Raw genomic sequence first — 18,941 nt, forward strand, 5'->3', positions numbered from 1 at the left:
CGCGGGGATCGTCGGTTCGCCGCCTCAGGCCGAGGCCGGCTCCTCGTCCGTGGCCTCGGTCGCCTCAGGCTCCGCCGGGGCCTCGATCCAGCCGGCATGGACGCGAGCGGCCATGACCATGGCCTCCGCCTCGGCCCGCGAGATCTCGAAGCCGTCGAGGTAGCCGGCGTGGCGCTTGGCCTCGGGGCCGCGCCCCTCGGTGTAGCCAACGAGATCATCGGTGGCGCAGCCGGCCAGATCCTCGATCGTCTTCACCTCGTTCTCGCCCAGGGCCACCAGCATCGGCGTGGTGATGCCGTCGATCTCGCGCAACTCGTCCTGCACGCCGAGTTCCTGGCGCTTGGCATCGAACTCCGATTCGACGCGAGCCAGGTGATCCTGGGCGCGGGCCTGGATCTCCGTGCCGCTCTCCTCGTCGAGGCCCTGGATGTTGGCGAGCTCGCCCGGCTCGACATAGGCGATCTCCTCGACGTTGCGGAAACCTTCCGCCGCCAGGAGCTGACCCACGGTCTCGTCGACGTCGAGGGCTTCCATGAAGATCGCGGTGCGCTCGGCGAACTCCTTCTGCCGGCGCTCGGATTCCTCGGCCTCGGTCAGGATGTCGATGTCCCAGCCGGTGAGCTGCGAGGCCAGGCGCACGTTTTGTCCGCGGCGGCCGATGGCCAGGGAGAGCTGGTCGTCGGGCACCACCACCTCGATCCGGTCGGCCTCCTCGTCGAGCACCACCTTCACGACTTCCGCCGGCTGCAGCGCGTTGACGATGAAGGTCGCCTGATCCTCGGACCACGGGATGATGTCGATCTTCTCGCCTTGGAGCTCGCCGACGACCGCCTGGACGCGGGAGCCGCGCATGCCGACGCAGGCGCCGACCGGATCGATCGAGCCATCGCGCGAGATCACCGCGATCTTGGCGCGGGAGCCCGGGTCGCGGGCCACCGCCTTCACCTCGACGATGCCGTCGTAGATCTCCGGTACTTCCTGGCCGAAGAGCTTGGCCATGAACTGCGGATGCGAGCGCGAGAGGAAGATCTGCGGCCCGCGCACCTCGCGGCGCACGTCAAACAGGTAGGAGCGGATGCGGTCGCCCGGACGGAACGTCTCGCGCGGAATCATCTCGTCGCGGCGGACGATGCCCTCGCCGCGGCCGAGATCCACGATGACGTTGCCGTACTCGACCCGCTTCACGAGGCCGTTCACCACCTCGCCGATACGGTCCTTGTACTCGTCGAACTGGCGATCGCGCTCGGCGTCGCGGACCTTCTGGACGATGACCTGCTTGGCCGACTGGGCGGCGACGCGTCCGAAGTCGAAGGGCGGCAGGGTGTCTGAGATGACGTCGCCCACGAGGGCGCCGGGGTTGTAGCGGCGGGCCTGCTCCAGCGTGACCTCGCGGGCGTCGTTCTCGACCTGATCGACCACGACGAGGTGGCGCGACAGACGGAGGGCGCCGGTCTTCGGGTCGATCTCGGCATGCACGTCGGTCTCGGCGCCGTAGCGGGAGCGCGCGGCCTTTGCGATGGCTTCCTCCATCGCGTCGATGACGATGGAGCGATCGATCACCTTCTCGCGGGCAACCGCTTCGGCGATCTGCAGGAGTTCGAGCCTGTTGGCGCTGACGACAGCCATCGGTTTTCGTCCTTCTCTTCGTCGTGTTCCGTCGCGATCCCCTTCGCCGCTCGGCGCGGTGGGGATTCGGGCGTGTTAGTGGAGCTTGCCGTCTTCCTTCACCCGCACCGCCTTGGTGCGGACGGGCTTGGCCCTGTTCCGGGCCTTGACGGCGAGACTTTCCTCGGTCTCGACCTTCACGGGCTTCGGCCGCTGCGAGGCCTTCGGCTTCAGGGGACGGGAAATCTTCTTCTTGAGCGGGGCGGGGGCCGGTTCGGCTTCGCTCTCCCCCACGTCCTCCTCCGCGTCGTCGGCCTCGTCGTCGAGGACGGGCGGACCGCCGCGGCGCAGGGACTCGCGGACCAGCTCGTCGGTGAGCACCAGGTAGGCGTCGCCGAGGTCGCGCAGCGGCAGGTCGATGCGGCTCGGCAGGCCCTCCTTCACGTCGGGCAGGTCGATCGGTACGGTGAGCCCGTCGGGGTTCGGCGCGCCGATGATGCCGCGGAAACGCTTGCGGCCGTCCATCGGCACGGCGAGCTCGACCTTGGCCTCGTAGCCGGTCCAGCGCGCGAAATCGACCGCCCGCACCAGCGGCCGGTCGATGCCCGGCGAGGAGATCTCGAGGTAGTAGGGCTTGCCGATCGGGTCGTCGAGATCGAGCAGTGGCGAGATCGCCCGGCTCACCGCCTCACAATCGTCCACCGTCATGGTGCCGTCGGGCCGCTCGGCCATGATCTGCACCGTGCAGCCGTTGGCGCTCGTCACCTTCACCCGGACCACGCGATAGCCCAGGCCCTGGATCGAGCCCTCGATGACCTGCACCACGCGCGCGGCCACACCGGTCTCGGTGATGAGGCGCTTCTCGGTGAGCTCGCTGTTGTGGTTGTCCGCCATGCTGCGCTTGAAGTCCGGCCTTGTCCGAGGCGATCCGGCGCGGGAGGCATTGCGGCAATAAAAAAGAGCGGACCCGGTGGGGCCCACTCCCGAACCGCAGTCTCACAACTGCAACCAGAACTGATGGATTTGAAGTTAGGCCGGTTCGCCTCGATTTTCAAGATGTTTCGAAGCGCCCGACCCTGGGTTCGCGCAAACATCCCGCGGACGACACCACCCGAAGGCATCGCCCAAGAGACGGGACGCCGGCTATCTTGGGACCCGACCGGACGACCCGCGTCCGCCGCCGGAGCCCCGCCATGCCCCACGACCCGCGCTACGGTCCAGACCCGGATGCGCTCCACCCGGTACCGGGCCAGCCCCGGATCACCTTCCTGCGCAACCTCGCCCTGCCGCCGAACGTCGAGGTCGGCGCCTATACCTATTACGACGACCCCGCCGGACCGCAGGCCTTCCTTGACAACATCCTCTACCACTTCGCCTTCCTGGGCGACCGCCTTCGTATCGGCCGCTTCTGCGCCCTTGCGAATGGCACGCGCTTCCTCATGAACGGCGGCAACCACCGGATCGACGTGCCCTCGACCTACCCCTTCGCCATCTTCGGCGGCGCCTGGGCCGGGCGCTTTCCGCAAGAAACCGCCTTCCCGAATCGCGGCGACACGGTCGTCGGCCACGATGTCTGGCTCGGCCACGATTGCACGATCCTGCCGGGCGTCACGGTGGGCCACGGCGCCGTCGTGGCGGCGAAATCCGTGGTGACCCGCGACGTGCCGCCCTACGCCATCGTGGCCGGCAACCCGGCCGTCGTCGTGCGGATGCGGGTGCCACCGGAGGTGGCGGAGCGGTTGCTCGCTCTCGCGTGGTGGGACTGGACGCCCGAGCGGATCACGCGCTGCCTGCCGGCGATCAGCGGTGGGGATGTGGCGGGACCAGATCCGGGTTGGCTCGGAGTAATGGCGCGTACAGACCTTTGATTTGCTGCTTTGTCGTCATCGGTTCGGCATCATGTCGATGATGTCTGGCTTGGCTGGACCGGTGCGACGATCACCGCGCGCGTTTCATCGATGGCGCTGGCACCATGGTCGCGACCAAAGCCGCTGTCACGCGCGATGTGCCGCCCGAAGGATTGCAAGCTGGCCGTTTGCTGCGAATGCACAGACCCACGGAAGTCGTTGTCCGACTCCAAATGTGGTGTGGTGAGGGCGGGACGACGCTGGGGTCCGGCGTTCCTGCGGACGATCGAGGTCGGAGACGTGGCAGCGCCAAAGACGGATGTCGGGTGAGGCGCTCCATCGCGATCGGGCTCGAATCGGCGCTGGGTCGCCACGACCTAACCGACGCCCTCCACCGGAAACGCAGTCCGCAGCCAGTAACGCTCCAAAGGGCTTCCGATGAGGTTTTCCGCTTCCCATTGTGCAAGGAGGGCACAGAGTGCCGCGCGGTCCCCGGAGCGCAGCGGCTGCTCCAATGCACGCAAGCGTTCGAAAACACGCTGTTCCGCAGCATTTTCCGCGGGTGGCCCGCCGACACGGTAAGCGCGCAACGGGGAGAAAAGCGCCTGCGCCTTTTCGATCTCGCCCAGTGCGAGGCAGGCACCCAGATGCCAGTAATGGTCCAAGAAGCCGTTCCGGTGCGGATCGCCGCGTTGGAATTCCAGACACTTGCGCGTCGTATCCAGGGACCGGAACAACGGCAGGATATCCGCCTCAACGCGAATGACGAAGTCTTGGTAGATCGTCGGATCGGACCAACTCCAGCTGAGTCCCCCCAGGAACTGCTTGGACCGGGCAATCCGATCGCCGCAGCGTCCCAGGCTGAACCACGATGTTGTTCCGGGCATGAAGAACTGGACGATATGCCAGCTGACGACAAAACTATCCGGGTGGGAGGTTCGATCGATCAGGATCAGCCGCCCGACGTGGTCGATCGGCGTAAGCCACAGGATGTTCCTTCTGGCATCCACGAGATCAGGGTTTCGCGCGAGCAGCGGCGCCGTCAGGACTTTGATCTGTCGGGTGGTCGTCATGGTCGAGGCCGGACCTGGATCATGACGATCCCTCGCGATGTGGGAAAATGCCGCTTGGCGGTTCTGGCCAGAACGAGCGCCCGCTTCGGGTGAAGGCCCTCCTTGCCTGTCTTCGGATCATACACGCAGACCATCTGATCCGGTGCCAGTTCATAGAGATCGAGTCGCACCGAATCTCTCGCGCCGTAATCTGCGTTGTCTCTCGTCTCTTTATCGAGAGAATATTCAACTTTGATCTCCGGATAGTCTCGCACCTTGCATGTTTGTCCAATATCGTAATGAATAAGACTTCCGAGTCTCGTCTTGTCGAGTTTCGGGTGCAACGCTGCTAGCCGCCGCGTCGCCTCGTCCGTGACGGCCTGGACTTCCTGGTTGTGCGGGCAGAATTGGTCGAGAACCTTTTGATCGACTTTGCCGACCCATACGACCGGAAACTTCCTGTCCATGTCCGGTTCGAAATCATACCGTAGGGCAATCGAGCCCGGTTTCTTGCCGAGCCCCGCCGAGCGTCGCGGCGACGGCCGGCGCGACGACGAAGGGCGCAGCCGGAAAGAAAGCCGGCTGGATCGTCGCATCGGACGCTGCGCGATCCGTCGTGAAGGTCGAATGCGAGATGACTTCGCCGGTCTGCCCGTCGCGAATCGTCTGGACATCGCCCGTGTTCTCGAAGACGCGGCTGTCGCCGTCCGGGGTGACGACGGCGTGCTGTTCGTCCCACTCGTCCCGACTGGAGCGCACCCGGATCGATAGAACCTCACCGCCGCCGTCGAGCCGCGTCCTCTGCGGCGTCCCCGCATCCGGATCGCCGTCCAGGGACGCCCACCAGCCGCCCGTTCGGGGCAGTGAACCGATTAGGTCACCGGAGCCGCCTCCGTCCGAGACCCAGCGTCCACCGTCGCTTTGTCCGGCCGGAGCCCGTGGTTGATCGGGATCGTACTTGTGGCTCAGGGAGCGCAGGAGCCGGACCGGCTTCGTCTCGATCCTGAGAACCGCGAGGAGCAGGCGGAGATCACGCAGTTCGGTGGCGGGACTGGACGGCGTCCGACGCTGGGAATCTGACATCGCGACCACCTGTGTTCAGGATATGTTCTTTCTCCTATCGAGTCATAGGAAAAAATTCAAGAACAATCGTCCTGTGGGCCTGCGAACGCAGAACGCCGCCCCACGGGGTGGGACGGCGTCGGTCGCAACGTCGGCGGCCACTGAGGATTCAGCGGCCGATCTCGGGAAAAGTCAGGCTTAGGCGGCCGCCTGCTGCCGCTTCAGCAGCTTCCGGTTCACCAGCATCTCGGCGATCTGCACGGTGTTGAGGGCTGCGCCCTTGCGCAGGTTGTCGGCGACGCACCAGAACGAGAGGCCGTTCTCCACCGTGGCGTCCTCGCGGATGCGGGAGACGTAGGTGGCGTCCTCGCCGGCGGCCTCGTGCGGGGTCATGTAGCCGCCGGGCTCGCGCTTATCGACCACCATCAGGCCGGGGGCCGAACGCAGGATCGCGGTGGCCTGTTCGGCCGTGATCGGACGCTCGAACTCGACGTTGACCGCCTCGGCGTGGCCGATGAACACCGGCACGCGCACGGCGGTGGCGGTGAGCTTGATCTTGGGGTCGAGCATCTTCTTGGTCTCGGCGACCATCTTCCACTCTTCCTTCGTGTAGCCGTCCTCCATGAACACGTCGATGTGCGGGATGACGTTGAAGGCGATGCGCTTGGGGAACTTCTCGGCCTTGATCTCGCCGGCCGTGAAGACCGAGCGGGTCTGCTGGAAGAGCTCGTCCATGGCGTCCTTGCCGGCGCCGGAGACCGACTGGTAGGTCGCCACCACCACGCGCTTGATCGTGGCGGCGTCGTGCAGGGGCTTCAGCGCGACCACGAGCTGCGCCGTGGAGCAGTTCGGGTTGGCGATGATGTTGAGCTTGGAGAAGCCGTTGATGGCGTCCGGGTTCACCTCCGGCACGATCAGCGGCACGTCCTGATGGTAGCGGAACGCCGAGGAGTTATCGATCACGACGCAGCCGGACTGGCCGATGCGGGGCGACCATTCCTTCGAGGTCTCGCCGCCGGCCGACATCAGGCAGATGTCGGTGTCGGAGAAGTCGTACGAATCGAGCGCCTTCACCTTCAGGATCTTGTCGCCGAAGGACACGTCCTGGCCGGCCGAGCGGCGCGAGGCGATCGCCACCACCTCGTCCGCCGGAAAGGCGCGCTCGGACAGGATGTCCAGCATCTCGCGGCCCACATTGCCCGTGGCACCCACGACGGCGACCTTGTAACCCATTGCTCATCACTCCGCTCTGCGCGGGCGCCGAGGGCCGGGGCGGCGCCCGCCGGTCTGGCGAGCCGCAGCGTCCGGGTCCGGCGCCGTTCTCAAGCCTCCCTGCCGTGCGCCGAGCCACCTGCCGTGGCCGGCGGCCTGCCGGCCGCGAAGGTTTTCGCGGCCCGATCCCGGTCCGCTCTATCTGGCGACCACCGCATCGCAGCATGAGTCGCCAAGCGCGGGAGCAAGACGCCTCGCTCCCGCCGCTGTCAAGGGTCGGGCGCCCCGATCACGCCACCAGGGCAGTCGGGGCGGAGCCGAGGGCGTCCCGCGCCTCCGCCAGGATCGCGTAGGAGCGCCGCCGGGCCGCCGGGTCGTGGATCGCCGCCGCGACCATGATCTCGTCGGCGCCGGTCTCCCGGATCAGGTGGGCGAGACCCTGCCGCACGGTCTCGCGCGAGCCGACGAGGGCGCGCGCCAGCATCCGCGAGGCCTGGGCCTTCTCGTGCGGCGCCCAGTAGGTCTCGATGTCGTCGATGGGCGGACGCAGGAGGCCGCGCGTGCCGCGCACGAGGTTGGTGAATTGCTGCTGGGCCGAGGTGAACAGCCGGCGCGCCTCGGAATCGGTCTCGGCCGCCACCACGTTGATGCCGATCATCGCGTGCGGCCGGCTCAGCTGGGCCGAGGGCTGGAAGCGCTCGCGGTAGATGGCGAGCGCCGGCAACAGCTGCTCGGGCGCGAAGTGCGAGGCGAAGGCGTAGGGGAGTCCCAGCATCGCGGCGAGCTGCGCGCCGTACGTGCTCGAACCGAGGATCCACAGCGGCACTTTCAGGCCGGTTCCCGGAACAGCCTGGACCGCCTGCCCTGGCTGAGGATCGCCGAGGAGCGCCTGCACCTCCAGAACGTCCTGCGGGAACGTGTCGGCGGCGTCGGGCGAGCGCCGCAAGGCCCGGGTGGTGCGCGCGTCGGTGCCGGGGGCACGCCCGAGGCCGAGGTCGATCCGCCCGGGGAACAGGGTCTCCAGGGTGCCGAACTGCTCGGCGATCACCAGGGGCGCGTGGTTCGGCAGCATGATACCGCCCGCGCCGACGCGGATCGTCCGAGTACCGGCCGCGACGTGCCCGATCACGACGGCGGTCGCCGCGCTGGCGACGCCGATCATGTTGTGGTGCTCGGCGAGCCAGAAGCGACGGTAGCCGTGCGCCTCCGCATGGCGGGCGAGGTCCACGCTGTTGCGCAGAGCGTCCGCGGGCGTCGCGCCCTCGGGCACGAAGGCGAGGTCCAGGACGGAAAGGGGGATCATGGATTCCTTAATCTGTGTCTCAAGCAACAGCCCCGGCTCCTCAGATCGCGATGGGCACGGCCCGCTGCAAGCCGGGGCCGGCATGTGCCGCCCGCATGGGTCGATACCAAGGATTCACCCTGTCGCCCGAAAGCCGGCATACGCCGCACCTTCGGAAACCCGGACTTGTCGGGGAGCGGGGCAGGATCGGCGCGGGCGGTGCGCGGCCGCCGGACAACCCCGGAAGGCGATGCGAACGGTTCTCGAGCAGGACGGCGTCAGACAGGTCGTCACGGCCAGGGCGGAGCGGCGGCGTCCGCTCCTGACGGTGCGCCGCGCGGTACGGGTCGTCGTGGCGAGCGCCGCGATCGCAGCCTTGAGCGTCCTCGTGTTGCAGGAGCGACCCCACCCCGACGCGCCCTCGCCAGAGGCCCAGGGCGGATCCGGCTTCGTGCCCGCCTCCGCACTGGCCGTCCGGCCGGCGATGCCGCTCGCGCTGTCGGCCCCCCGCTTCCGCCTCGACGACCGCGAGGCGATCGAGCCGCCCCGCGCGGAGGCAGCGCGCCGCAATCCGATGAGCGGCCGGCGGGAGGATGTCGTGGTCCAGGGGGGCTTCGACACGATCGAGGCACCCTACCTGCGCCTGATCCTGTCCGAGGCCTCCGACCGTGATCCGGGCCTGGGCCTGTTCGTGACCCTGGCCCGGCGGGCCGCGGACGGTCAGGCCCTCGCGGTGATCCGCACCGGCGAGCGGGGTACGCTCGAGACTAAGTTCGGCCCGATGGAAACCCTGGACGTGACCCTCGGCGGCGAGGGCAAGCGGACCTGCACCGGTTTCGCCAGCCTGGGGGGCGGGGCGCTCCGCCTCGACGGCTGGCTCTGCGCTCCCCTCGGTCAGGCACCCGAGCCCCGTGCCATCGCCTGCCTCCTCGACAAGGTCGCGCTGAACGGTCCAGCTTGGCCGGAGATGGAGGCCGCCTTCGCGATGGTCGAGGCCCGGCGCGATCCGCGCTGCGCGCCGCAGGGCACGCGGGTCCCCGTGCGGGAGATCGGGTCCGAGACGGGATCGATCTCCGATCGGGGCACACGAAAAAATGAGGCCAAACTGCGGCGATCTCGCGAAGCGCGGCCATAATCCGGGAACCTCGGCCGCGCTGGCACGTCTTCCCCCCATACGGAGGCCGCAGTTTCTTAAGGAAGCCCGGCCTACAGTCCCACAGCTTCAACGAAGGTGCGTCATGCGCTCTGTCTCGATTGCCCTGATGGGTGCCCTCACGCTCGCAGCCGTCGGCGCGAACACCGCCGCCGAGGCCCAGGGGCGCTACGCGCCGGCCGGCTACCGCGTCAGCCAGCCGCTGCCGATCCGCATCCGTCCGCGCAGCTGGCTCGATGCCGGCAACGTGGTCGAGGCGAACAACGGCTCGGTCAGCAACCCGGCGACCAACCCGCAGTTCATAACGGCGAGCTACCTGAACTCGCCGCCCTACGGTCGCAACGATCGCTTCGGTGGCGGCATCCTGCCCGATCCGATCACCAACGGCCCGTTCATCGGCGCCCGCTCCAGCGCGATCCGCAACGTCGACTTCTCGGCCGTCGACGCGATCGACCCGACCTCGTACGTCTCGCGCTTCGGCAATCCCTACTAAGTCCAGCTCCCAGGCCGGACATGCGACGGGCCCCTCACGGGGCCCGTTTTCGTTTGGCGTGTCGTGTCTTCGGATACCGCGGGCTGCGGTCAGCCGGCGGCGTGCGTCAGCTCGCGGATGATCGCGTCGCCCATCTCGGCCGTGCTGATGGGCGTGACGCCCTCGGCGGCGATGTCGCGGGTGCGGGCACCGGAGGCGAGGGTGCGGGTGACGGCCGCGTCCAGCAGGTCGGCCGCCTCGCCGAGGCCGAACGAGTAGCGCAGGCACATGGCGAGCGAGCCGATCATGGCGATCGGGTTCGCGTAGCCCTTGCCGGCGATGTCCGGCGCCGAGCCGTGGACGGGCTCGTAGAGGGCCTTGCGGCTTCCCTTGGCGTCGACGGCGCCGAGCGACGCGGAGGGCAGCATGCCGAGCGAGCCGGTCAGCATCGCCGCCACGTCCGAGAGTACGTCGCCGAACAGGTTGTCGGTGACGAGCACGTCGTACTGCTTCGGACGTCGGACCAGCTGCATGGCGCAGTTGTCGGCGAGCACGTGCTCGAGGCTGACGTCGCCGTACTCGGCATGGACCCGGGTCACGACCTCCTTCCAGAGGACGCCCGACTTCATCACGTTGTGCTTCTCGGCCGAGGCGACCCGGCCCGAACGCTTGCGTGCGAGATCGAAGGCCACGTGGGCGATCCGCTCGATCTCGGCCGTGGTGTAGACCTGCGTGTCGACGGCGCGCTTCGAGCCGTCGGGCAGGGTGGTGATCTCCTTCGGCTCGCCGAAATAGACGCCGCCGGTGAGTTCGCGCACGATCATGATGTCGAGGCCCTCGACCAGCTCGCGCTTCAGGGCCGACGCATCGGCGAGGGCCGGGTAGCAGATGGCCGGACGCAGGTTGGCGAAGAGGCCGAGATCCTTGCGCAGGCGCAGGAGGCCCGCCTCGGGCCGGATCTCGTAGGCGACATCGGCCCATTTCGGGCCGCCCACCGCGCCGAGCAGGATGGCGTCGGCGGCATCGGCCCGGGCCAGGGCCTCGTCCGTCAGGGGCTTGCCGTGGGCATCGATGGCACTGCCGCCGACGAGGTCGCGCTCGATCTCGAATTGGGCGAGACCCAGCGCGTCCAGGGCGCCGATCACCTTCTCGACTTCGGCCATCACCTCGGGGCCGATGCCGTCGCCGGGGAGGAGGAGGAGCTTGTAGGAGGTCATGGGATCAACTCGCGATGGATGTTCGGAGGACGGAAGCGGTCGGCCTGCCGTCGGATCTGGCGTCAGACCTTGCGCGCCACCGTGAACCGCGCCGCCTGCCGCAGGGTCTCGGCCTTGTCGCCCCAGGACGCCACGGCCGCCTCACAGACGCCCACGAGGCGGTCGCACTCGGCCCGCGCCCCGTCGAGGCCGAGGCGGTCGACGAGGGTCGCCTTGCCGGCATCCTTGTCCTTGCCGGTGGCCTTGCCCATGGTCTCGGCCGAGGCCTCCCGGTCGAGGATGTCGTCGGCGATCTGGAAGGCCTGGCCCAGGGCATGGCCGTAGCGCAGCAGCGCCCTGCGCTGGTCCGGCGTGGCGCCGCCGACGATCGCGCCAGCCTCCACCGAGAAGGCCAGGATCGCGCCGGTCTTCATCGCCTGCATCTGCAGGGTATCGTCGACGCCGAGCGACACGGGTCCGAAACGGCCCTCGGCGCCGAGGTCGAGGAGTTGGCCGCCGACCATGCCGCCGAGGCCCGAGGCCTTGGCGAGGCCGAGGACGAGGTCGGCGCGCACGGCCGGGTCGGACTGCCACGCGGAATCGGCCAGGATCTCGAAGGCCAGGGTCTGGAGGGCGTCGCCCACCAGGATCGCGGTGGCCTCGTCATAGGCCTTGTGCACGGTGGGCTTGCCCCGGCGCAGGTCGTCGTCGTCCATGGCCGGCATGTCGTCGTGGACGAGGGAGTAGCAGTGCACCAGCTCGATGGCCGAGCCGGCCGCGAGGGCTCCGGTCTCGGAGCCGCCGAGCATCCGGGCGGTCTCGATCGCGAGGAACGGGCGCAGGCGCTTGCCGCCGCCGAGGACGGCGTGGCGCATCGCCTCCATCAGGCGGACCGGCCGCGTGATCTCGCCGGCTTGCGTCTCCGGGGTCAGGCGCTCGGCGAGATAGGCCTCCACCGTGTCCGCGACCGTGGCAAGCCTGTGGGAAAACGCGTCGACCGGGGCATCCGCCTTGACCGAAGCGTGGGATCCTTGCGTTGAGGTCATGTTCGGTCGGGCCTTCGGTCAGACGTGGTCGTGTCGTGGGTGGGGGGAGGTTCGAATTCAGGATCGGGAGGAGAGCGCGGAGCGGCCGTTGCGGCAGGTTTCGGCGCGCCCGATGCCGATGCGCGAGGCATCCGGCCGACGGCGGAGCGGAGGCTTGCGGCGGATCGTCAATCTCATCCTGCTCCTCCCCGTCATCGGCCTCGTCCTCTTATTGTCGCTCGCGCTCGTCTATAGTGCGCTGACCCCGCCCTCAACCCTGATGCTGGGACGATGGTTGACGCTGAAGTCCGTCGACCGGCAGGCTGTCGGCCTCGACGCGATCTCACCCTACCTCGTCCAGGCGGTCGTCGCCTCGGAGGACCAGCGCTACTGCCTGCACAACGGTGTCGACTGGGGCGCCCTGCGCGACGTCGTCGACGACGAGGAGGGGCCGAGCCGGGGCGCCTCGACCATCCCGATGCAGACGGTGAAGAACGTCTTCCTGTGGCCGGGCCGCTCGGTGATCCGCAAGGCCCTGGAGATCCCCCTGGCCCTGGTGGCCGACACCCTGTGGGGCAAGGCGCGCACCATGGAGATCTACCTCAACATCGCCGAGTGGGGGGAGGGGGTGTTCGGTGCCGAGGCAGCGGCGCAGCGCTGGTTCGGCAAGCCGGCCCGCGCCCTGACCCGCGGGGAGGCGACCCTGCTCGCCGCCGTGCTGCCGAACCCGATCCTGCGCAATCCCGCCCTTCCGTCCCGCGGCGTGCGGGCCCAGGCCGCCCGCATCCAGGCACGGATGAGCGGCGTCTCAGGCCTGATGGGCTGCCTGAAACGGTAGCCCGGGGCGACCGGATCGGCTACCTGCCGACCCAGACCTGCCGACAATTCAGATTTCCCGGCGACCAGGCCCAGCCGCCCCGCGGGCGAGAGACCGACGATGACCCAGCCGACCTTCGAACTCACCCTGGAGCGCATCGCGCTGATTCGCCGGATGGTGGTGGCCTGGAACCCCGAGGGCGTCGGCGCGCCCATCGTCCATCCCGACGCGCCCTACGGCAGCACCGACCGCGACGGCGACATCTTCAACGTCACCGGCGACGACGACGGCGCCGACGCGGAGCACCGGGCACTGGGCGACGCCCTCGCGGTGTTCACCGCCAGCGCCGTCCTGAAGCCGGGGCGCTACGCCTACCACAACACCCTGGCCAAGCTCGCCTCCGACGACGTCGGCGACGTCTTTCGCGACGAGGCCACAGGCGAGACGCCCGAGCACGTCACCTTCGACGTGACGGCGGAGCAGGTCGCCCGCGTCCGGGCCCTGGCGATCCGCTGGGATGATGTCCGCGACGTGCCGGCCGTGGACACGGACGCTCCCTACGGCCCGGGTACCGATCTGCCGGCCGAGCACCGCGAGATGCAGCCGGTGCTCCAGATCTTCCTGCGCTACGCCGATCTCGGTCCGGGCGACTTCACCCGCAGCGATGCGGGCTGGCAGCCGGCCTGACGCGCGCCCGTTGCGTCTGGAACGACGCAGGGAGCGAACGGGTCGGCCCGCAGGAACGTTGCCGAGGTGGAACAAGCCGAGGACCACGACGGATGCTGCAACGCTGGCCGAGCCGGATCTGGATCGTCCGACACGGCGAGAGTGCGGGCAATGTCGCGCGCGACGCCGCTCATGACGCGGGGCTCGAGCGCATCGACATCGCCGAGCGTGACGTCGACGTCCCCTTGAGCGATCGCGGCGGGCAGCAGGCCGAGGCGCTCGGACGCTGGTTTTCCGAGATGCCGGAGGCCGAGCGCCCGAACGTGGTGCTGACCTCGCCCTACCTCAGGGCACGCCAGACCGTGGCAGGCATCCGCCAGGCCGGCGGCGTGGCGCCGGATGCGCCGGGCGATTACGTCGACGAGCGGCTACGCGAGAAGGAACTCGGCCTCCTCGACCGCCTCACCCGGACGGGCATCGAGGCGCTCCATCCCGAGCAGGCCGAATTGCGGGCCCGCCTGGGCAAGTTCTACTACCGCCCGACCTGCGGCGAGAGCTGGTGCGACGTCGTCCTGCGCCTGCGCAGCGCCATGGATACGGTCTCCCTGCATCATGGCGAGAAGCGCGTCCTGATCGTCGCCCACCAGGTGGTGGTGCTCTGCCTGCGCTACCTCATCGAAAACCTCAGCGAGGCCGAGATCCTCGGCATCGATGCGGAGGGCGACGTGCTGAACTGCTCCGTAACCGAGTACGCCTTCCAGGCGGAGGAGGGGTCCACCGGCCGCCTGCACCTCGCGCGCTACAACTTCGTCGCTCCGGTGCAGCGGGCCGGCGCCCCCGTCACTGCCGAACCCTCGCTGACGGAGGACGTGCGATGACCGTGACCGAACTCGACGCGGCGTGCCTGCGGGAGCGCCCGCTCCCGACCCCGGAGGCCGGCAGCAAGGACGATCGCGGCAGCGTCCTCGTCCTCGGCGGCTGCGCCGAGGTGCCGGGCGCCGTCCTCCTCGCCGGCGTCGCGGCCCTGCGGGCGGGCGCGGGCAAGCTCAAGATCGCCTCGGTCGAGTCCGTCGCGGTGGCGCTGGCGCTGGCCGTGCCGGAGGCCATGGTGATCGGTCTCCCGGAAACCGATGCGGGCGAGATCGCGGCCGAGGCGGCGGCGCCGCGCATCGCCATGGCCGCCCGGCGCTGCGACGCGGTCCTGCTCGGGCCCGGCATGAACACCTGCGAGGTCACCACGGCGCTGGTCCGCACGCTCCTCGCGGATCAGGACGAGACCGCCTACGTGCTCGATGCGGGGGCGATCTGCGGTCTTGCCGCCCATGCCGGGACGATCCGCGCCCTCAAGACGCCGCCGGTGCTGACGCCGCATGCGGGCGAGATGGCGCAGCTCCTCGGCTGGGAGCGCGAGGCGGTCGAGGCCGATCCGCTGGATGCGGCCCTGCGCGCCGCCGAGATGCTGCGGGCCGTGGTGGTCATGAAGGGGGCCGAGAGCTGGATCGTCGCCCTCGACGGCGCGCGCTGGCACTTCGGCGGCGGCGGCGTCGGACTGGCCACATCCGGTTCGGGCGACGCCCTCGCGGGCCTCGTCACCGGCATCCTCGCCCGGGGCGCCGATCCGCTGACGGCCGCCCTGTGGGGCGTCTACCTCCACGGCGAAGCGGGCGCCCGGCTGGCCCGATCGGTCGGGCCGGTGGGGTTTCTCGCCCGGGAGATCTCGGGCGAGGTGCCGCAGATCCTGCGGGCGTTCTCCGCAGGCCCGATCGGGTAGCCGGATCCCCTCGGGGGAGGGGACCGGCCCAGCCCCTTCAGCCCTCAGGCGCCGAGCTTCTTCTTGCGCTGGGCGAGCGTGCGCAGGCGCAGGGCATTGAGCTTGATGAAACCGGCCGCATCGCGGTGGTCGTAGGCCACCGCGCCCTCCTCGAAGGTGACCAGGTCCTGGTCGTAGAGCGAGTTCGGGCTGGTGCGGCCGATGACGTGGACGCCACCCTTGTAGAGCTTCAGCCGGACCTCGCCGGTGACCATCTCCTGGCTCTTGTCGATCAGGGCCTGCAGCATCTCGCGCTCGGGCGAGAACCAGAAGCCGTTGTAGATCAGCTCCGCGTATTGCGGCATCAGCTGGTCCTTGAGGTGCGCGGCACCCCGGTCCAGCGTGATCGACTCGATGGCGCGGTGGGCCGGCAGCAGGATGGTGCCGCCAGGGGTCTCGTACATGCCGCGGCTCTTCATGCCGACGAAGCGGTTCTCGACGAGGTCGAGGCGACCGATGCCGTTGTCGTGGCCGAGCTGGTTGAGCCTGGCGAGCAGGCTCGCGGGAGACAGCCGCTCGCCGTCGATGGAGACCGCATCGCCCTTCTCGAAGCCGATGGTGATCACGGTCGGCGTGTCCGGCGCCTCCTCGGGCGAGCGGGTGCGCGAGTAGACGTAGTCCGGCACCTCGTCGGCGGGATCCTCGAGAACCTTGCCCTCCGACGAAGCGTGCAGGAGGTTGGCGTCCACCGAGAACGGGCTCTCGCCGCGCTTGTCCTTGGAGATCGGGATCTGGTGCTGCTCGGCGAAGGCGATGAGCTGCTCGCGGCTCTTCAGGTCCCATTCGCGCCAGGGAGCGATGACCGTGACATCGGGCTTCAGGGCATAGTAGCCGAGCTCGAACCGGACCTGGTCGTTGCCCTTGCCGGTGGCGCCGTGGCAGACGGCGTCCGCCCCGAGCTTCTCGGCGATCTCGATCTGCTTCTTGGCGATCAGCGGTCGGGCGATCGAGGTGCCGAGGAGATAGACGCCCTCGTACTGGGCATTGGCGCGGAACATCGGGAACACGTAGTCCCGCACGAATTCCTCGCGCAGGTCCTCGATGAAGATATTTTCGGGCTTGATGCCGAGGAGTTCGGCCTTCTTGCGCGCCGGCTCCAACTCCTCGCCCTGGCCGAGATCGGCCGTGAAGGTGATGACCTCGCAGCCATAGGTGGTCTGCAGCCACTTCAGGATGATCGAGGTGTCGAGGCCGCCGGAATAGGCGAGCACGACCTTGTTGACGGGCTTCGGGTTCGCGTCGGTCATGGGCTCGCTTCCGGTTCGGGCATCGTGCGCTTCGGCGTCGTGCGCATCTGCGGCGTGATTGCGGCGGCTTATCAGCGGAGCGCGGGGCCGTGCAACCGCCGTGCCGTCGGACGCGTTCGCTCAGCGTGGCCGTGGTCGGGAAGCGCCTTGTCGCGAGCCCCCGGGCGGGCGACACTGACGACCATTCTCGATCCCGGAGATTCGACGCATGCCGCGCAGGCCGACCCTCGAATTCTGGTACGAGTTCGCATCGACCTATTCCTACCTCTCGGCGATGCGGGTCGAGGCCCTGGCGGCGGCCTCCGGCGTCGAGATCCGTTGGCGCCCCTTCCTGGTGGGGCCGATCTTCGCCGCACAGGGCTGGAATTCCTCACCCTTCAACCTCTACGCCGCCAAGGGCCGCCACATGTGGCGCGACGTCGAGCGTGAGGCGGCCCGCCTCGGGCTGCCGCCGGTCAAGCGTCCCGATCCCTTTCCGCAGAACAGCCTCAGCGCCACCCGGGCGGCGACCTACGGCATGGACCACGACTGGCTCGTCCCGTTCTCGAAGGCGGTCTACGAGGCCGAGTTCGGCCGCGGACAGTCGATCGCCGAGCCGCCCGCCGTGGTGTCGATCCTCGACGGTCTCGGCCTCGACGGCACGATCATCCTGAAACAGGCCGCGGCCGAAACGAACAAGGGGCGCCTGCGCGTCAACGGCGAGGAGGCCCGCTCGCGCGGCATCTTCGGCGCGCCGACCTTCCTCACGGACGACGGCGAATTGTTCTGGGGCAACGACCGCCTGGAACAGGCCCTCGCCTGGGCGGCGGGCGACCGGCCCGGGGCGATGCGCTGAGGCGCGTCTGGCGGTCCGGAGCCGGCGGGTCTAGAAGCCGGGCCGTTCCCACGCTTCCCGTCCCCACCTTTCCAGGGCCGCCCCATGAGCTTCGCGACACCGGGCCTCGACCGCCGGCGCTTCCTCCTCGCCTCAGCCGCCCTCGGCTCCGGCCTCGGGACCGCGGGGACGGGCCTCGCCCAGGGCTACGGTCAAGCCTTCAAGGTCGACAACGACGAGGGCCGCCCGGTCGCCAACATGCGCCTGCCCGGCGAGATCGTCGGCGAGATCCCGGCCCTGCGCGGCGTGACCTATGTCGGCCCGGCGGAGGCCGAGACGACCCTTTACGAGTTCTTCGACTACAACTGCCCGTACTGCCGGAAGGCGGCGGCCGACATGGTCTCGCTCAGCGAGAGCGACCCGTCGCTGCGAATCGGCCTGATCAACAACCCGATCCTCGCTGTGCAGTCGGCCCAGGCCGCCAAGGTCGCCCTGGCGATCCAGCGCAAGCTCGGCTCGGCCGCGGCCTGGAGCCTGTACCGGACCCTGCTCGGTAAGCCCGGCAAGATCGATGGACCCGGGGCCCTCCAGGCCGCCGCCAAGCTCGGTGTGCCCGCCGCCGAGATCGAGAGCATCGCCGACAGCGAGGAGGTCCGCCTCGCTCTCAAGGCGCAGATGCGCATGGCGGCAGATCTCGGCCTCACCGCGACTCCTTCCTACGTCCTCGGCAACACCGGCCTCCTCGGCCATCCCGGTCCGAAGGCGCTGGCCCGGATGGTCGCTGCGACCCGCCGCTGCGACCGGATCACCTGCTGAGACCGCGGCCTCACCTTCGCCACCGTTTGCCCGCATCGGAACAGGGTTCGGCATCTCGCGTTGCACAACACTCCGGGGCAAGTTCCGTCGTCTTGCGCCCCCCGGACACGCATGCTAGGCCCTCGCCGCGCCGGAAGGGCGGGTTTTTCATGGCCCGCGCAGACCGGCACGTTCCCAATCCTGACGGTTTCGAAAGCCCGCGCCGACGACGGTGCGACACGGCCGGAGCCCTCAGGCAGGATTGAAGAGAGAGCGGCGCGTGGCGCAGAACGGTTCCGAGGCGGGTTCCCCGGTTGCAGGCGTAGCGGCGCGCTACGCGTCGGCCTTGTTCGAACTGGCGCGTGACGAGCGCGACGTCGATGGCGTCGCGGCGAGCCTCGACAAGTTCGACGCGATGCTGAAGGAGAGCGCCGACCTGCGCCGCTTCGTGCGCAGCCCGGTCTTCTCGGGCGCCGAGCAGGAGGCCGCCATCGTCGCCCTCCTGGAGAAGTCCGGCATCGGCGGCATCGGCGGCAACTTCATCCGCCTCGCCGCCGCCAACCGCCGCCTGTTCGCGCTCCCCGACATGATCCGCGCCTTCCGCACCCTGGTGCGCGAGTCGAAGGGCATCGTGCGCGCCGAGGTGACCGTCGCCGAGCGTCCCTCCGACGCCGTCGTCGAGGAGATCAAGGCCTCCCTGCGCGACGTGGCGCGCTCCGAGATCGACCTCGACCTCAGGATCGACCCCAGCCTGATCGGTGGCCTCGTGGTCAAGATCGGCAGCCGCATGGTGGACGCCTCCCTGCGCACCAAGCTCAACGGTATTCGCCTCGCGATGCGGGAAGCCCGGTAAGGACCTTCGAGGTCCGACCGCTTCCCGTTCCCA

20 protein-coding genes are annotated in these 18,941 nt (G+C 69.1%); 10 read left to right on the forward strand and 10 right to left on the reverse strand.

Annotation, left to right across the window (positions count from 1 at the left end):
• Positions 1 to 24 precede the first annotated feature (24 nt).
• Complete coding sequence (gene nusA / locus AC0IWM_RS05405; protein WP_056466876.1) at positions 25 to 1,626, reverse strand: transcription termination factor NusA; 1,602 nt, start codon at positions 1,624 to 1,626, stop codon at positions 25 to 27.
• A gap of 75 nt (positions 1,627 to 1,701) precedes the next feature.
• Positions 1,702 to 2,499, reverse strand: coding sequence for a ribosome maturation factor RimP (gene rimP, locus AC0IWM_RS05410; RefSeq protein ID WP_471753412.1), 798 nt, complete (start codon positions 2,497 to 2,499; stop codon positions 1,702 to 1,704).
• 299 nt (positions 2,500 to 2,798) lie between these two features.
• On the opposite strand from rimP, the gene AC0IWM_RS05415 reads away from it, so the two are divergent.
• Positions 2,799 to 3,473 carry a CatB-related O-acetyltransferase gene (locus tag AC0IWM_RS05415; RefSeq protein WP_471753413.1) on the forward strand — a complete coding sequence of 225 codons (675 nt, stop codon included), beginning with the start codon at positions 2,799 to 2,801 and terminating at the stop codon, positions 3,471 to 3,473.
• A gap of 356 nt (positions 3,474 to 3,829) precedes the next feature.
• On the opposite strand, the gene AC0IWM_RS05420 is transcribed toward AC0IWM_RS05415, so the two are convergent.
• The 5 genes from AC0IWM_RS05420 to AC0IWM_RS05440 all read right to left on the reverse strand — a co-directional run bounded on the left by AC0IWM_RS05420 (position 3,830) and on the right by AC0IWM_RS05440 (position 8,081).
• Positions 3,830 to 4,525: a hypothetical protein gene (locus tag AC0IWM_RS05420; protein WP_471753414.1), complete on the reverse strand. Its 696-nt coding sequence runs from the start codon at positions 4,523 to 4,525 to the stop codon at positions 3,830 to 3,832.
• Positions 4,522 to 4,971 (reverse strand): hypothetical protein, encoded by a 450-nt coding sequence (locus tag AC0IWM_RS05425; protein ID WP_471753416.1) that lies wholly within the window; start codon positions 4,969 to 4,971, stop codon positions 4,522 to 4,524. Before AC0IWM_RS05425 ends, AC0IWM_RS05420 begins: the two co-directional genes overlap by 4 nt.
• A 13-nt stretch (positions 4,972 to 4,984) precedes the next feature.
• Positions 4,985 to 5,263, reverse strand: a complete 279-nt coding sequence (locus AC0IWM_RS05430; protein WP_471753417.1) for a hypothetical protein — start codon at positions 5,261 to 5,263, stop codon at positions 4,985 to 4,987.
• Between the two features lie 501 nt (positions 5,264 to 5,764).
• A complete protein-coding gene (locus tag AC0IWM_RS05435; RefSeq protein ID WP_471753418.1) occupies positions 5,765 to 6,799 on the reverse strand; it encodes an aspartate-semialdehyde dehydrogenase in 1,035 nt (344 codons plus the stop codon).
• A gap of 268 nt (positions 6,800 to 7,067) precedes the next feature.
• Positions 7,068 to 8,081 (reverse strand): LLM class flavin-dependent oxidoreductase, encoded by a 1,014-nt coding sequence (locus tag AC0IWM_RS05440; protein ID WP_471753419.1) that lies wholly within the window; start codon positions 8,079 to 8,081, stop codon positions 7,068 to 7,070.
• Between the two features lie 229 nt (positions 8,082 to 8,310).
• On the opposite strand from AC0IWM_RS05440, the gene AC0IWM_RS05445 reads away from it, so the two are divergent.
• Positions 8,311 to 9,195 (forward strand): hypothetical protein, encoded by an 885-nt coding sequence (locus tag AC0IWM_RS05445; RefSeq protein WP_471753420.1) that lies wholly within the window; start codon positions 8,311 to 8,313, stop codon positions 9,193 to 9,195.
• 103 nt (positions 9,196 to 9,298) lie between these two features.
• Positions 9,299 to 9,706, forward strand: a complete 408-nt coding sequence (locus AC0IWM_RS05450; protein WP_056466896.1) for a hypothetical protein — start codon at positions 9,299 to 9,301, stop codon at positions 9,704 to 9,706.
• An 89-nt stretch (positions 9,707 to 9,795) separates the two neighbouring features.
• Here the strand turns inward: AC0IWM_RS05450 and leuB are convergent, their stop codons facing one another.
• Both leuB and AC0IWM_RS05460 read right to left on the reverse strand, forming a co-directional pair.
• The gene (leuB, locus tag AC0IWM_RS05455) at positions 9,796 to 10,902 is read right to left on the reverse strand and encodes a 3-isopropylmalate dehydrogenase (RefSeq protein ID WP_471753422.1); all 1,107 of its coding nucleotides are present in this window, start codon (positions 10,900 to 10,902) and stop codon (positions 9,796 to 9,798) included.
• A gap of 62 nt (positions 10,903 to 10,964) precedes the next feature.
• Positions 10,965 to 11,927, reverse strand: coding sequence for a polyprenyl synthetase family protein (locus AC0IWM_RS05460; RefSeq protein ID WP_471753423.1), 963 nt, complete (start codon positions 11,925 to 11,927; stop codon positions 10,965 to 10,967).
• A gap of 118 nt (positions 11,928 to 12,045) precedes the next feature.
• On the opposite strand from AC0IWM_RS05460, the gene mtgA reads away from it, so the two are divergent.
• The 4 genes from mtgA (at position 12,046) to AC0IWM_RS05480 (ending at position 15,160) form a co-directional block, all read left to right on the forward strand.
• A complete protein-coding gene (mtgA, locus tag AC0IWM_RS05465; RefSeq protein ID WP_471753521.1) occupies positions 12,046 to 12,744 on the forward strand; it encodes a monofunctional biosynthetic peptidoglycan transglycosylase in 699 nt (232 codons plus the stop codon).
• 99 nt (positions 12,745 to 12,843) lie between these two features.
• A complete protein-coding gene (locus AC0IWM_RS05470; protein ID WP_471753424.1) occupies positions 12,844 to 13,410 on the forward strand; it encodes a hypothetical protein in 567 nt (188 codons plus the stop codon).
• Between the two features lie 92 nt (positions 13,411 to 13,502).
• A complete protein-coding gene (locus AC0IWM_RS05475; RefSeq protein ID WP_471753425.1) occupies positions 13,503 to 14,267 on the forward strand; it encodes a histidine phosphatase family protein in 765 nt (254 codons plus the stop codon).
• Complete coding sequence (locus AC0IWM_RS05480; RefSeq protein WP_471753426.1) at positions 14,264 to 15,160, forward strand: NAD(P)H-hydrate dehydratase; 897 nt, start codon at positions 14,264 to 14,266, stop codon at positions 15,158 to 15,160. Before AC0IWM_RS05475 ends, AC0IWM_RS05480 begins: the two co-directional genes overlap by 4 nt.
• 44 nt (positions 15,161 to 15,204) lie before the next feature.
• Here the strand turns inward: AC0IWM_RS05480 and AC0IWM_RS05485 are convergent, their stop codons facing one another.
• Positions 15,205 to 16,446 (reverse strand): argininosuccinate synthase, encoded by a 1,242-nt coding sequence (locus AC0IWM_RS05485; protein WP_056466919.1) that lies wholly within the window; start codon positions 16,444 to 16,446, stop codon positions 15,205 to 15,207.
• A gap of 208 nt (positions 16,447 to 16,654) precedes the next feature.
• Between AC0IWM_RS05485 and AC0IWM_RS05490 the strand changes: the two genes are divergently transcribed.
• The 3 genes from AC0IWM_RS05490 (at position 16,655) to AC0IWM_RS05500 (ending at position 18,908) form a co-directional block, all read left to right on the forward strand.
• Positions 16,655 to 17,281 carry a DsbA family protein gene (locus AC0IWM_RS05490; protein ID WP_471753427.1) on the forward strand — a complete coding sequence of 209 codons (627 nt, stop codon included), beginning with the start codon at positions 16,655 to 16,657 and terminating at the stop codon, positions 17,279 to 17,281.
• Between the two features lie 84 nt (positions 17,282 to 17,365).
• Complete coding sequence (locus AC0IWM_RS05495; RefSeq protein WP_471753428.1) at positions 17,366 to 18,076, forward strand: DsbA family protein; 711 nt, start codon at positions 17,366 to 17,368, stop codon at positions 18,074 to 18,076.
• A 259-nt stretch (positions 18,077 to 18,335) separates the two neighbouring features.
• Positions 18,336 to 18,908 carry a F0F1 ATP synthase subunit delta gene (locus tag AC0IWM_RS05500; RefSeq protein WP_471753429.1) on the forward strand — a complete coding sequence of 191 codons (573 nt, stop codon included), beginning with the start codon at positions 18,336 to 18,338 and terminating at the stop codon, positions 18,906 to 18,908.
• Positions 18,909 to 18,941: the final 33 nt, after the last annotated feature.

The sequence above is a fragment of the Methylobacterium sp. AC433 genome, from assembly GCF_979253015.1.